We start from the raw sequence: 13944 nt of genomic DNA on the forward strand, positions 1-13944 counted from the left end.
CGGGCCCGACGGGTGGCGTGCCGTCGTCAGGAGGCCGCGCTGCGCAGCCCCTGGAGGTCGATCACCTCGGTCTCGTCGTGCGCCGTCAGGTCGATGACCTGGCCGACACCGCGCGCGTTGTCGTCGGCGGGCTTGAACTCCGCCTCCGCCTCGGCCTTGTGCACGGCCAGCGCCTCCTGGCCGACGACATCGGCCAGGTCCTCGTTCTGCACGGAGTCCAGCGCGGCCTTCGGCGTGGCTTTCGGCGCGGCCTTCTGCGTGCCGAAGAAGTCGAAACCTCCCCCGGCCACCGCTCGCCGCGCGGGCGTGGCCGGTACGACGGCCACGGCGGTCGGCACGGTGAAGTGCCCGGTCCGGGGCGGGCCCGCGGGGGTCCCGGAGGCAGTGGCGGCCGCGGGGGCCTCGGAGGCGGCAACGGACTCGGCGGCCGTCGGCGCGGTGGGCTCGGCGGCCGTCGCGTGTCCGTCGGCCGTCAGCGGCCGGTCCGCCGCCTCCTCGGGCTCCTCCTCGGGCTCCTCCTCGGGCTCCTCCTCGGGCTCCGACGCGTCCCGGGCCACCGGCTCGTGCGCCTCGTCCCGCCCGGCTATGTCCGCCTCGGCGCCCTCGCCCTCGCCCTCGGCACCGGCCCCGTCCTCACCGCCCGGCTCAGCGGCGGCGGTCGCGGCGGAATCCCGGTCGAACGCGGCGAGCGCCCGCAGCGCCCGCCCGTACAGCTTGGCGCCCTCGGCGGAGAAGACGTCGTACGCCTTCTTCGGCTCCCCGGCGGTGACGGCGGCGGTGTCCGGCTCGGCGCTCCGGGCCGGGGGCAGCGCCGGGGAGGCCGACCGGGACGGCAGCGAGGGCGCCGTACGCGGGGCCGGCGGCAGCGCGGGCACGCCCGACTCGATCTCCAGCAGGCGGCGCCCCTCCAGGGCGCTGGCGCGCTCGGTCTCCGCGGTGGCGTAGCGGCGCAGCAGGGCGGCGTGCTCGTTGCGCAGGCCCGCCAGTTCGGCGCGCTTGGCGCGCAGCCGCTGCTCCAGCTTGACGCGCAGTTCGCGCGACTCCTCCAGGTCGGTCTCCAGCTCGGCGACCCGCTCCTCGAAGCGCCACTCGTCACTGGCCCGCGCGCGCGTGAGGTCGGCGACCTGTTTGCCCGCATGGATGTCCCAGCGGCGCATCACGAACGCACCGGCGAGCGCCGTCGCCGCGGCGGCCCCGGCCAGCACGCGCAACACCGCGGCCTCGGAGAACGCCCAGGGGCCCAGCGCGCACACGACGGACACGCCGGCGATCGCGGAGGGAGGCAACAGCCGGTGCAGAGGCGGGGAATGGCGGTGGCGTCCACGTGGCATGGCCAGAAACTTACCGCGAGTAGGCGAATCATGAACCCCCACCCCGCAAAAACACGGCCATTCCGTGCGCTTCACAGCGTGTCAGGTCGGGGCGTTCAGTGCGAGACCAGCCGCGTGCCGAGCCACTGCAGCGCCCCCGGGATCTCCCGCCGCCAGGTGTTGAAGTTGTGCCCGCCGCTCGGGAGGATGATCGAAGAAATCCTGGTCACGTTCGTGTCCTGCACGTTCTTGATAAACCGAAGCGTGTCCTTGTAGTTGTGCTCGCCGATTTTGCTGCTGGTGACGAGCAGTGACGTTTCGGGAGCCGCCTGGTGCTTGAGCACCCAGAAGAGGTTGGCACGATTGCGCAGGTTCTCGTCGCCGTGGAACAGGTCCCCGGTGGTCGCGTCGACCGGCGCCTTGTAGTACGGCGACAGGCCCACGGCGGCGCCGTACGACCTCGGGTGGTGCATGGCGATCTTCAGCGCGCAGTACCCGCCGGTCGAGTCGCCGATGATGCCCCAGCTCGCGGGCGTGGAGTCCACCCGGTAGCGGGCCCTCACCGAGTCGCGCAGGTCCTTGGCGAAGAACGTCTCCGTCTTCGGGCCCCCGGGCACGTCCACGCACTCGGTGTCCCGCGGCGGCGCCACCGCCGGGCGCAGCATCACCAGGATCATCGGCTGCATCCTGCCGCCCTTGGCGAGCTGCTGGGCCGTGCTCGGGTAGCGCAGCTTGTCCACCAGCGCCTGCGCGGTGCCGGGGTAGCCGGTAAGGACGACGGAGACCGGGAACTTGCGGGTGCGCTCGCGCGGCTGGAAGTACTCCGGCGGCAGGTACACGTACGCCGGCGCGGCGATCCGCGTCGTACGGCCCAGCACGACGACCTTCTGGATCTGCCCGGCCACCTGCGGCGACCCGCCGCTCACGCCGGCGACCCGGGAGGTGGAGACCAGCCGGATCGGGCTGCCGGCGCCGTCCGCTATGTGGTCGACGACCACGCCCTCGCCGTTCTCCCGCCCGAACAGATCGGCCCAGCTGGCGTAGAAGCCGAAGGCCTGGTTGGCGGCGAGCCCCACCGAGACGAACACCGCGACCTGGGTGGCGAGCAGCAGGGCGACCCGCCCGCCGACGGCCCGCCAGTTCTGCCGGGCGAGCCGTGGCCACAGCCACACCGTGCCCGCGAACAGCACCACGGCGAACACGATCGCCAGAACCAGCACTTTGTTGCTCGTGAGTCCCATGGACTGTTCCTGCCTGCGCTCTCGGCCCGCCGCCCGCCCACGCTTCGTCGCATGGGCTTGCCCGGGGCTTTCCTCGGCCTTTGACCCGACTTTCCGGAGGGGAGTGAACCTCTCTCCCCGAGACACCGTCCTAGAGGGCGCAATGTCACCGGATGCCCGATCGGGCCCGGGTTCAAGGTCTCTCGCAGAACTACGGGATGCGATGTCTGTCAGGATAGATGGGGAAATGTCGGGCGGGGTTCCGGGCCGATCAAGCCGGGCGCGGCGCATACCGCGCGGCCCGCGCCCCGAGGCCGTCCCCGGCCTGGTCGGCAGGGCGGTCGCGCTCGTCGGCCTCCTCGACATCGCCGCCGGGGTCTTCCCGCGCTTCCGGCACAGCCGTATGCACACCCTCGCCGAGGTGCTGCCCGGTTCCTTCGGGCCCTTCGCGGCGGCCCTCTCGCTCAGCGCCGGTGTGCTGTTGCTGCTGCTCGCGCACGGGCTCAGACGGCGCAAGCGCCGGGCGTGGCGCGCCGCGGTCGCGCTCCTGCCGGCCGGTGCGATGGCCCAACTGGCCTACCGGCACTCGCCGCTCGGCGTGCTGTTCGCGGCCGCCCTGCTGGTGCCGCTGGTGTGGCACCGCCGCGAGTTCGCGGCCCTGCCGGACCCGCGCAGCCGCTGGCGGGCGCTCGCCAACTTCGTGCTGATGAGCGCCGGTTCGCTGGTCCTCGGGCTCGTCATCGTCAGCGTCCACCCGCACCGCACGCTCGGCGATCCGAGCCTGGCCGACCGGCTCACCCACGTCGTCTACGGCCTGGTCGGCTTCGAGGGCCCGGTCGACTACCAGGGCAGCACCTCCTGGACCGTCGCCTTCTCCCTCGGCGCCCTCGGCTGGCTCACCGCCGCCACCACGATCTACCTGGCCTTCCGCCCCGAGCACCCGGCCGCCCGCCTCACCGAGGACGACGAGGCCAGGCTGCGGGCGCTGCTGGCCAGGCACGGCCGCCGCGACTCCCTCGGCCACTTCGCGCTGCGCCGCGACAAGGCGGTCGTCTTCTCGCCCAGCGGCAAGGCCGCGGTCACCTACCGCGTCATCTCCGGCGTGATGCTCGCCAGCGGCGACCCCATCGGCGACGTCGAGGCCTGGCCGGGCGCCATCGAGCGCTTCATGGACGAGGCCAAGGCGCACTCCTGGACCCCCGCGGTCGTGGGCTGCTCGGAGACCGGCGGCGAGGTGTGGACCCGCGAGACCGGCCTGGACGCCCTGGAACTGGGCGACGAGGCGGTGGTCGACGTGGCGGATTTCTCCCTCGCCGGACGCGCCATGCGCAACGTCCGGCAGATGGTCAAGCGCATCGAACGGGCCGGATACGAAACCCGGGTACGGCGCGTCCATGACCTCGGCGAGGCGGAACTCGAACGCGTCCGGCGGGCCGCCGAGGACTGGCGCGGTACCGGCACCGAGCGCGGTTTCTCCATGGCACTCGGCCGCATCGGCGACCCGGCCGACGGCGACTGCCTCATAGCCACGGCCCACAAGGCGGACGCCGAGCCCGGCGAGTACGGCGACCTGAAGGCGATCCTGCACTTCGTGCCCTGGGGCGAGGACGGCGCCTCGCTCGACCTGATGCGCCGCGACCGCGCCGCCGACCCCGGCATGAACGAACTGCTGATCGTGGCCGCCCTCCAGGCCGCCCCCAGGCTCGGCATCACCCGCGTCTCCCTGAACTTCGCCATGTTCCGCTCCGCCCTCGCCCGCGGCGAGAAGATCGGCGCGGGCCCGGTGCTGCGCGCCTGGCGCGGGCTGCTGGTGTTCCTCTCGCGCTGGTTCCAGATCGAGTCGCTGTACAAGTTCAACGCCAAGTTCCAGCCGCGGTGGGAGCCGCGCTTCATCGTCTACCGCGCCACGACCGACCTGCCCCGCATCGGCTTCGCCACCATGCAGGCCGAGGGCTTCGTCGAGCCCGCCCTGGCGCTCCCCGGCCGCCTGCGCCGCCGCTCGGCCGCCGCCCGCGCCTGCGCCCACACGGTGACCGGCCGGGACGCCCGGGCGGCATGACCCCCCTCCCCGGCGCCGCCCGGACCGCCCTGACCGCGCGGGCCGTGGCGGCGCCACCTGGGGCCTACGCTGAACGTATGAACAACCACAGCGGGCGTGGCCGAGTGGCGGGCCTTCCGGCATGGGACCGGTGCGCGGTCATGGGGGTCGTGAACGTCACCCCCGATTCCTTCTCCGACGGCGGCCGCTGGTTCGACACCACCGCGGCCGTCAAGCACGGCCTGGACCTGGTGGCCGAGGGCGCCGACCTCGTCGACGTGGGCGGCGAGTCCACCCGACCGGGCGCCACCCGGGTCGACGAGGACGAGGAGCTGCGCCGCGTCATCCCCGTCGTGCGCGGCCTCGCCGCCGAGGGCGTCGTGGTCTCCGTCGACACCATGCGCGCCTCGGTCGCGGCCCGGTCCCTGGCGGCCGGCGCGGCCCTCGTCAACGACGTCAGCGGCGGCCTCGCCGACCCCGAGATGATCCCGGTCGTCGCCGACGCCGGCGCCCCCTTCGTCGTCATGCACTGGCGCGGCCTCCTGGAGGGCGCCGCCGTCCAGGGCGTCTACGACGACGTCGTCGGCGAAGTCGTGGACGAACTGCGCGCCCGGGTGGACGCGGTCCTGGCCGGCGGCATCGCCCCCGACCGGATCGTGCTCGACCCCGGCCTCGGCTTCTCCAAGGGGGCCGAGCACGACCTCGCCCTCCTCGCCCACCTCGACCGGCTGCACTCCCTCGGCCATCCCCTGCTGGTGGCCGCCTCCCGCAAGCGGTTCCTCGGCCGGGTCCTCGCCGGGCCCGACGGCGCGCCTCCGCCCGCCCGGGAGCGCGACGCCGCCACCGCCGCCGTCTCCGCGCTCGCGGCGCAGGCCGGCGCGTGGGCCGTGCGCGTCCACGAGGTGCGCGCCACGGCGGACGCCGTACGGGTCGCGCGCGCGGTGGCAGAGGCCCGCACGACGGACGGAGCCCGGTGAGCGCCCCGCACACCGACGTCGAACAGGTCGAAGCCGCCAACACCGCCTTCTACGAGGCCCTGGAACGCGGCGACTTCGACGAGGTCTCGGCCCTCTGGCTCACCCCCGCCGACCTGGGCGTGGACGAGGAGTACCACGACCCGGCGGACACCGGCGTGATCTCCTGCGTCCATCCCGGCTGGCCGGTGCTCACCGGGCGCGGCGAGGTCCTCAGGTCGTACGCCCTGATCATGGCGAACACCGACTACATCCAGTTCTTCCTCACCGACGTCCATGTCTCCGTCACCGGTGACACCGCGCTGGTGACCTGCACCGAGAACATCCTCAGCGGCGGTCCGGCCCCCGCGGAGGGCGACGAACTCGGGCCGCTGGTCGGCCAGCTCGTCGTCGCCACCAACGTGTTCCGGCGCACACCGGAGGGCTGGAAGCTCTGGTCGCACCACGCCTCCCCCGTGCTCGCCGAGACCGACGAGCCGGACGACACCGCCGAAGCCGACGACGACGGCGCGAACGGCCTGGATCCGGGCGACGGCCCCCTCCCCTGAGCAGGCCGGAGAGGGCGGGCGCCCCGCCGGTTCCCGGAAGTGGTCGGAATCACCCACCCCGGCCACCAGCCCCCGGCGCGGGCGCCTTCACCGGGGAAAACGAGCCGTTGACCCGGCCGGTCCCGGCCGGGCCCGCGCCCCTGGGGCCCGGGACTGTCGGTGCCCGCAGGTAGATTCGTGTGCGACCGGTGTATCGCACGCACGCGGTACGACCGGTCGTTCCCGACGATTGCAGGAGTGATTCGCGTGGATCGTGTCGCGCTGCGCGGCCTGAAGGCTCGCGGGCACCATGGCGTGTTCCCCAGGGAGCGCGAGGAGGGCCAGACCTTCCTCGTGGACCTCGTCCTGGGCCTGGACATCCGACCGGCCGCGGCCGACGACGACCTGACGAAGACCGTGCACTACGGCATCGTGGCCGAGGAGGTCGTGGCCGTGGTCGAGGGCGAGCCGGTGAACCTCATCGAGACACTCGCCGAGCGGATCGCCCAGACCTGCCTGAAGCACGAAGAGGTCCAGGAGGTCGAGGTCTGCGTCCACAAGCCGGACGCCCCGATCACCGTCCCCTTCGACGACGTGACCGTCACCATCACCCGGAGCCGAGTATGACCCGACCTTTCGTCCAGGGTCACAGTGACCCGACCGTCCAGCCGGTGCCCGCCTCGGTCGTCGAGAAGGTGGACGCGGCCGACACCACCCTGCAGAACCCCAAGTGGGCCGTGATCTCCCTCGGTTCCAACCTCGGCAACCGCCTGGAAACCCTCCAGGGCGCCGTGGACGCGCTGGAGGACACGCCCGGCGTCCGCGTGAAGGCCGTCTCACCGGTCTACGAGACCGAGCCCTGGGGCGTCGAGCCCGGCAGCCAGCCGTCGTACTTCAACGCGGTCGTGGCCCTGAAGACCACCCTGCCGCCCTCCTCCCTGCTGGAGCGGGGGCAGGCCATAGAGGAGGCCTTCCACCGCGTCCGCGAGGAGCGCTGGGGCCCGCGCACCCTGGACGTGGACATCGTCGCCTACGCCGACGTCACCTCCGACGACCCGCAGCTCACCCTGCCCCACCCGCGCGCCCACGAGCGCGCCTTCGTGCTCGCGCCCTGGCACGACGTGGACCCGGAGGCCAAGCTGCCCGGCCGCGGCACCGTGGCCGAACTGCTCGCCGCCGTCACCCGCGAGGGCATCGCGCCGCGCACCGACCTGGAACTCCGACTGCCCGAGTAGTCGTTAAGGTCAACGACTACTCGGGCAGTCGAAGATCCGGGCATCATCCGGGACCCGGTCCGGGGGAACTGAAGGGACACCGTGAGAGAGCTGCGCATCAGGGTGCTGGTCGGCGTGTTCGTCGTGGCGGGCATCCTGTCCTGGGCGGGCGCCCGCCTCTGGAACTCGATCGGGACCCTGCCCAGCGTCCCCCTGGCCGCTCCCGTGGTGCTCGCCCTGATCGCCGTGGTCCTGCTGGCCACGGCGCTCTCGCTCCGCGCCCGGCTGAAGGCCCAGCGCGAGCGGCGCCCCGGCGCGAAGGGCGTCGACCCCCTGATGGCGGCCCGCGCGGTCGTCTTCGCCCAGGCCAGCGCCTTGGTCGCCGCCCTCGTCGCCGGGATGTACGGCGGCACGGGCGTGTTCCTGCTGGAACTCCTCGACCTTCCGCCGCGACGCGACCAGGCCTTCTACGCCGGTTTCTCCGTCGTGGCGGGCCTCGCCGTCATAGCGGCAGCCCTCTTCCTGGAGCGCGTCTGCAAGCTCCCCGAGGACGACGACGAGGACCGTCACCAGGGCGCGGAACCGGCGGCCTGACCGCCGGTCCCCCCGGGCCCCGGTTCAGCGCGCTCGGCGCACTCGGCGCGATCGGCGTGCTCAGCGCGCCATGATCAGGCTCATGGCCTCGTTGCGGGTCGCCGCGTCCCGTAGCTGACCGCGCACCGCCGACGTTATGGTCTTGGCTCCCGGCTTGCGGATGCCGCGCATCGACATGCACATGTGCTCGCACTCGACCACCACGATGACGCCCCGCGGCTCCAGGATCTCCATCAGGGAGTCCGCGATCTGCGTGGTGAGGCGCTCCTGCACCTGCGGCCGGCGGGCGTAGACGTCCACCAGGCGGGCCAGCTTGGACAGACCGGTGATCTTCCCGGAGACCGACGGGATGTAGCCGACGTGGGCGACGCCCCGGAAGGGCACCAGGTGGTGCTCGCAGGTCGAGTACACCTCGATGTCCTTCACCAGGACCATCTCGTCGTGGCCCAGGTCGAACGTCGTGGTGAGCACGTCCTCGGGCTTCTGCCACAGCCCGGCGAAGATCTCCTGGTACGCCCGCGCCACCCGGGCCGGCGTCTCGCGCAGACCCTCGCGGTCGGGGTCCTCACCGATGGCGATCAGCAGCTCGCGTACGGCGTCCTCGGCGCGCTTCTCGTCGAACTCGCCGACGGGGCGCTCGCTGTCCAGCGTCACCGGGTCGGTCATCTGGTGCCTCGTTCCTGTCGTCCCACGTGCGTACATACGAAAAATGCCGCGCCCCCAGGCTAGAACCTGAGGGGCGCGGCGTTCATTCCGGGCCCGAGTGGCCGGAAAGCGGCCGGTGAACGGTCAGCTCTCCGGGCGCTCTTCCGGGGTCTGGTCCGTCACGGGGGCGGACTCGACGGCGGTGGACTTGACCGTGCTGATCGCGGCCGTCGAGCCGTTCGCACCGTTGGTCAGTGCCAGCTCCTTCGGGGAGAGCACCGGCGGGCGGGTGGACGGGGTACGGCGCGACGAGCCGGTCCAGGCGGGCCGCGGCGGGCGCTTGACGATGGGGGCGAAGATCTCGGCGATCTCCTCCTTGCCCAGGGTCTCCTTCTCCAGCAGCTGGAGCACCAGGTGGTCGAGCACGTCGCGGTTCTCGACCAGGATCTCCCAGGCCTCGTTGTGCGCGGTCTCGATGAGCTTCTTGACCTCTTCGTCGACCAGCGCGGCGACCTCTTCCGAGTAGTCGCGCTGGTGCGCCATCTCACGGCCGAGGAAGGGCTCGCTGTTGTCGCCGCCGAACTTGATGGCGCCGAGCCGCTCGGTCATGCCGTACTGGGTGACCATCGCGCGGGCCACATTGGTGGCCTTCTCGATGTCGTTGGCGGCACCGGTGGTCGGGTCGTGGAAGACCAGTTCCTCGGCCGCGCGGCCGCCCAGCATGTAGGCGAGCTGGTCGAGCATCTCGTTGCGCGTGGTCGAGTACCTGTCCTCGTCCGGCAGGACCATGGTGTAGCCGAGGGCGCGGCCACGGGACAGGATGGTGATCTTGTGGACCGGGTCGGAGTTCGGCGAGGCCGCCGCGACCAGGGCGTGACCGCCCTCGTGGTACGCGGTGATCTTCTTCTCCTTGTCCGACATGATCCGGGTCCGCTTCTGCGGGCCCGCGACCACACGGTCGATCGCCTCGTCCAGCGCCTTGTTGTCGACCAGCTTCTGGTCGCTGCGGGCGGTGAGCAGCGCCGCCTCGTTCAGCACGTTGGCCAGGTCGGCGCCGGTCATGCCGGGGGTGCGGCGAGCGACGGCGGCCAGGTCGACGTCGGGCGCGACCGGCTTGCCCTTCTGGTGGACCTTGAGGATCTCCAGGCGGCCCTGGAGGTCCGGCGGGTCGACGGCGATCTGGCGGTCGAAGCGGCCGGGCCGCAGCAGCGCCGGGTCGAGGATGTCGGGCCGGTTGGTGGCCGCGATCAGGATCACGCCGCCCTTGACGTCGAAGCCGTCCATCTCGACCAGGAGCTGGTTGAGGGTCTGCTCGCGCTCGTCGTGACCACCGCCGAGGCCGGCGCCGCGGTGGCGGCCGACCGCGTCGATCTCGTCGACGAAGACGATCGCCGGGGCGTTCGCCTTGGCCTGCTCGAACAGGTCGCGGACGCGGGAGGCGCCGACGCCGACGAACATCTCGACGAAGTCGGAACCGGAGATCGAGTAGAAGGGGACCCCGGCCTCGCCCGCGACGGCACGCGCCAGCAGGGTCTTGCCGGTACCCGGGCGGCCGTAGAGCAGCACGCCCTTGGGGATCTTGGCGCCGACGGCCTGGAACTTGGCCGGCTCCTGGAGGAACTCCTTGATCTCGTGGAGCTCCTCGACGGCCTCGTCGCAGCCGGCGACGTCGGAGAAGGTCGTCTTCGGGGTGTCCTTGGTGATGAGCTTGGCCTTGGACTTCCCGAAGTTCATCACCCGGGAGCCGCCGCCCTGCATCTGGTTCATCAGGAACAGGAAGACGACGACGATGAGGACGAAGGGCAGCAGGGAGAGCAGGACGCCGAGGAACGGGTTCTGCTTGGACGGCGCCACGGTGTAGCCGTCCGGGATCTGCTTGGCCTCGTACTTGGTCTGCAGATTGGTGGCGAGCTGGACGCCCTGGTCGCCGATATAGCTCGCCTGGATCTTGGAGCTGCCCTCGACCTTCTGGCCGTTCTTGAGCGTGACCTTGATGGTCTGCTCGTCGCCGGTGGTCAGCTTGGCCGACTGGACCCTGTTGTCATTGATCGCCGCGACGACCTGGCCGGTGTCCACCGACTTGTAGCCGCCGGACGAGCCGACGACCTGCATCAACACGACCACGGCAAGGACGGCCAGCACGATCCACATGACCGGCCCACGGAAGTATCGCTTCACGTCCATCCATACGGAGCGGTGCCGCCCCGTCCCTCCTGCCATAGTGAGTTTGATAAGACAGTTCTTCCGACGGTACCCCAGCCTTGGTGCCCGAAGCCGCGTGAAGCCGATTCGAGGGCTGGGAAACCCGTCTCTGCATGCTTCAACGGCACGGGCCCCGCCGGGGTTCCCGATCGCCTCACCGGGCTTGGGCCGACTGGCTCAGCCCCGGCCCGGTTCGGTTTCAGCCGCCGTAGACGTGCGGCGCGAGCGTACCGACGAACGGCAGGTTGCGGTACTTCTCGGCGTAGTCCAGGCCGTAACCGACGACGAACTCGTTCGGAATGTCGAAGCCGACCCATTCCACGTCGATGGCGACCTTGGCGGCGTCCGGCTTGCGCAGCAGCGTGCACACCTTGAGGGAGGAGGGCTCGCGCGAACCGAGGTTGTTGATCAGCCAGGAGAGGGTCAGGCCCGAGTCGATGATGTCCTCGACGATCAGGACGTCGCGGCCCTTGATGTCGGTGTCCAGGTCCTTGAGGATGCGCACGACACCGGAGGACTGGGTGCCCGCGCCGTACGAGGACACGGCCATCCAGTCCATCGTGACGGGGGTGGACAGCGCACGCGCGAGGTCGGCCATGACCATCACCGCGCCCTTGAGGACGCCGACGATCAGCAGGTCCTTGCCCGCGTACTCCGCGTCGATCTTCGCGGCCAGCTCGGCCAGCTTGGCGTCGATCTCTTCCTTGGTGATGAGTACCTTCTCGAGGTCGGCACCCATGTCTTTCGCGTCCACCCGCATCACTTTCGGTCGTCCCGCACTTACGGCCCCGTTCACGGCCTCCGGCTGCCCCGGCCGGCCACCGGAGGGTCGCTCCGGACGGTCGGGATTCAGCCTTGCCGAATCACCAGTCTGCCACCCTGCCGCTGGGCGACGACCCGGCCCGGGAGATTGATGGCCCCCTGGCCGCGCCAGCCGGTGATCAGGCGGTCGACTTCCTCGATGTGGCGGGCGAACAGGGAACCGGCCGGGGCGCCCGCCTCGATGGCGGCGCGGCGCAGGATCCGGCGGCGCACGGCGGGCGGCAGGGCGTAGAGCTTGGCGCACTCCAGCAGTCCCGCGTCGTCCCGTACGGAGGCCTCGGCCTGGCTGGCCCAGGAGTCGAGGGCGTCGGCGTCGTCGCGCGAGAGCTGGGCGGTACGGGCGAGCGCCTCGACGACGCCCTTGCCGAGGGCCTTCTCCAGGGCGGGCAGGCCCTCGTGGCGCAGCCGGGAGCGGGTGTAGGCGGGGTCGGTGTTGTGAGGATCGTCCCAGACGGGCAGGGACTGGACCATGCAGGCCTTGCGGGCGGTCTGCCGGTCGAGGCGGAGGAAGGGGCGCCGGTAACGGCCGCCGGCCCCCGAGACCGCGGCCATTCCGGACAGGGAGCGGATGCCGGAGCCGCGGGCGAGGCCCAGCAGGACGGTCTCGGCCTGGTCGTCGCGGGTGTGGCCGAGCAGGATCGCGGTGGCGCCGTGCCGGTCGAGCGCGGCGTCCAGGGCGGCGTAGCGGGCGTCGCGGGCGGCGGCCTCGGGGCCGCCGTCGCGGCCGACGTCGACGGAGACGGACTCGACGGGGTTGAGGCCGAGGCCGCGCATCCGCAGGGCGACCTCGTCGGCGCGGACGTCGGAGCCGGGCTGGAGCCCGTGGTCGACGGTGACGCCGCCGGCGCGCAGGCCGAGCCGGGGGGCTTCGAAGGCGAGGGCGGAGGCGAGGGCCATGGAGTCGGCGCCGCCGGAGCACGCGACGAGCACGAGGGGGCTCGCGGGCGGGGACACGAGGGTGGATCCGAGCGGGGAGGGGAGCCGCTCGGTCACCCGGTCCGGGCGCTCGCCGGAGGCCGGGAGGGTGTTCAGGATGTCGTGCAGGACGTGGCGGACCGCCAGGCGTATCGCCGCGACCGCAGGATGGGGACCCATTGTCCGGTTCCCTTCATGAAGTTTCCGGGGGGTGAGCCCGATTTCAATCACTCAGAGTGTGTAGATGGTGACAGAACCGGGCCGTTCCCCGAGCATCGCACGCCTACGCATGACTCACGGTCCCTCGGACGGGTGATTGGAGGGGCGTTCGACTGCCGTCGGCCGGATTCGATTCACGACCAGGGCGCGCGTTTCACGACTCCGCCTTGCGGTGCACCCGCGCGACCCAGTCCGCCGGTTTGGCGATCTCCGCCTTGGTGGGCAGGGTGTTGGGCGAGGTCCACACGCGGTTGAAGCCGTCGACGCCGACCTCGTCCACGACGGCCCGCACGAAGCGTTCGCCGTCCCGGTACTGCCTGAGTTTGGCGTCCAGGCCCAGCAGCTTGCGCAGCGCCTGGTCGAGCCGGGAGGCGCCCTTGGCCCGCCGCTGCTGGAACTTCTCGCGGATCTCGGCCACGGACGGTACGACGCTCGGGCCGACCCCGTCCATCACGTAGTCGGCGTGCCCCTCCAGGAGGGACATCACGGCGGTGAGGCGGCCGAGGATCTCGCGCTGGGCGGGGGTCTGCACCAGCTCCACGAAGGAGCGGCCGCCGTCGTCCTCCTCGGCCTCGGGACGGCCGCCGACGAGGGACTGGGCGGCTTCCCGCACGCGCTCCAGGAAGGTCATGGGATCGACGTCCGTCTCCGCCAGGAAAGACTGGATTTCGCCCTCCAGGTGGTCCCGCAGCCAGGGCACGGCCGTGAACTGCGTGCGGTGCGTCTCCTCGTGCAGGCACACCCACAGGCGGAAGTCGTGCGGCTCGACGTCGAGTTCGCGTTCGACGTGGACGATGTTGGGGGCGACGAGGAGCAGGCGGCCGCCGCCGTTCTCGCCCGCGGGCAGGTCGCGGGAGGAGGGGGCGAAGGTCTCGTACTGGCCGAGGACCCGGGAGGAGAGGAACGACAGCAGCATGCCCAGTTCCACGCCGGTGACCTTGCCGCCGACGGCGCCGAGGACGGCGCCGCCGGGGCTGGCGCCGCGGCGTTCCTGCATCTTGTCCAGGAGCGGCCTGAGGATCTCCCGGAAGCCGGCGACGTTGGCCCGGACCCAGCCGGGGCGGTCGACGACCAGGACGGGGGTGTCGTGGCTCTGCTCGGTCGCCAGCCGGGTGAAGCCCCGGACGTGCTCCTCCGAGGCCTTCGCGTGCCGGCGCAGCTCCGCGACGACGGACCGGGCCTCGTCACGGGTGACGTCGGGGCCGGGCCGTACGAGCCGAGTCGCGGTCGCCACCGCGAGGTTCCAGTCGACCATCCCGGGGGA

The 13944-nt window shown here is 71.9% G+C and carries 13 protein-coding genes; 6 read left to right on the forward strand and 7 right to left on the reverse strand.

The genetic code is table 11. The features are described from left to right. Nucleotides 1-26: 26 nt before the first annotated feature. On the reverse strand, nt 27-1331 hold the full coding sequence (locus AB0927_RS21120) for a hypothetical protein (protein WP_366669192.1): 1305 nt from the start codon (nt 1329-1331) through the stop codon (nt 27-29). A gap of 95 nt (nt 1332-1426) precedes the next feature. After that, nucleotides 1427-2551, reverse strand: coding sequence for an alpha/beta hydrolase-fold protein (locus tag AB0927_RS21125; protein ID WP_366669194.1), 1125 nt, complete (start codon nt 2549-2551; stop codon nt 1427-1429). Nucleotides 2552-2777: 226 nt separating this feature from the next. Here AB0927_RS21125 and AB0927_RS21130 point away from each other — a divergent pair, with 226 nt between their 5' ends. From AB0927_RS21130 to AB0927_RS21155, 6 genes are all read left to right on the forward strand, one after another. Further along, a complete protein-coding gene (locus AB0927_RS21130; protein ID WP_366669195.1) occupies nt 2778-4589 on the forward strand; it encodes a phosphatidylglycerol lysyltransferase domain-containing protein in 1812 nt (603 codons plus the stop codon). A gap of 77 nt (nt 4590-4666) precedes the next feature. Continuing rightward, nucleotides 4667-5545 (forward strand): dihydropteroate synthase, encoded by an 879-nt coding sequence (gene folP, locus AB0927_RS21135; RefSeq protein WP_366669196.1) that lies wholly within the window; start codon nt 4667-4669, stop codon nt 5543-5545. Beyond that, entirely contained in the window at nt 5542-6090 is a 549-nt protein-coding gene (locus AB0927_RS21140) for a nuclear transport factor 2 family protein (RefSeq protein WP_366669197.1), read from the forward strand. Before folP ends, AB0927_RS21140 begins: the two co-directional genes overlap by 4 nt. A gap of 246 nt (nt 6091-6336) precedes the next feature. Then, a complete protein-coding gene (folB, locus tag AB0927_RS21145) occupies nt 6337-6696 on the forward strand; it encodes a dihydroneopterin aldolase (protein ID WP_366669198.1) in 360 nt (119 codons plus the stop codon). Beyond that, nucleotides 6693-7304 carry a 2-amino-4-hydroxy-6-hydroxymethyldihydropteridine diphosphokinase gene (gene folK / locus AB0927_RS21150; RefSeq protein WP_366669199.1) on the forward strand — a complete coding sequence of 204 codons (612 nt, stop codon included), beginning with the start codon at nt 6693-6695 and terminating at the stop codon, nt 7302-7304. Before folB ends, folK begins: the two co-directional genes overlap by 4 nt. A gap of 81 nt (nt 7305-7385) precedes the next feature. Then, nucleotides 7386-7877 carry a DUF3180 domain-containing protein gene (locus tag AB0927_RS21155; protein WP_366669200.1) on the forward strand — a complete coding sequence of 164 codons (492 nt, stop codon included), beginning with the start codon at nt 7386-7388 and terminating at the stop codon, nt 7875-7877. Nucleotides 7878-7937: 60 nt separating this feature from the next. Here AB0927_RS21155 and folE read toward each other — a convergent pair whose 3' ends face one another. From folE to AB0927_RS21180, 5 genes are all read right to left on the reverse strand, one after another. Next, nucleotides 7938-8543, reverse strand: coding sequence for a GTP cyclohydrolase I FolE (gene folE / locus AB0927_RS21160; RefSeq protein WP_366669201.1), 606 nt, complete (start codon nt 8541-8543; stop codon nt 7938-7940). Nucleotides 8544-8666: 123 nt separating this feature from the next. After that, nucleotides 8667-10706, reverse strand: a complete 2040-nt coding sequence (ftsH, locus tag AB0927_RS21165) for an ATP-dependent zinc metalloprotease FtsH (RefSeq protein ID WP_366669202.1) — start codon at nt 10704-10706, stop codon at nt 8667-8669. Nucleotides 10707-10923: 217 nt separating this feature from the next. Beyond that, complete coding sequence (gene hpt, locus AB0927_RS21170) at nt 10924-11484, reverse strand: hypoxanthine phosphoribosyltransferase (protein ID WP_366669203.1); 561 nt, start codon at nt 11482-11484, stop codon at nt 10924-10926. Nucleotides 11485-11573: 89 nt separating this feature from the next. Then, complete coding sequence (gene tilS, locus AB0927_RS21175) at nt 11574-12641, reverse strand: tRNA lysidine(34) synthetase TilS (RefSeq protein ID WP_366669204.1); 1068 nt, start codon at nt 12639-12641, stop codon at nt 11574-11576. 193 nt (nt 12642-12834) lie between these two features. Then, nucleotides 12835-13935, reverse strand: coding sequence for a zinc-dependent metalloprotease (locus tag AB0927_RS21180; RefSeq protein ID WP_366669261.1), 1101 nt, complete (start codon nt 13933-13935; stop codon nt 12835-12837). Between the last annotated feature and the right edge of the window lie 9 nt (nt 13936-13944).

This window comes from Streptomyces sp. NPDC048106, assembly GCF_040706415.1.
Lineage (GTDB): Bacteria > Actinomycetota > Actinomycetes > Streptomycetales > Streptomycetaceae > Streptomyces.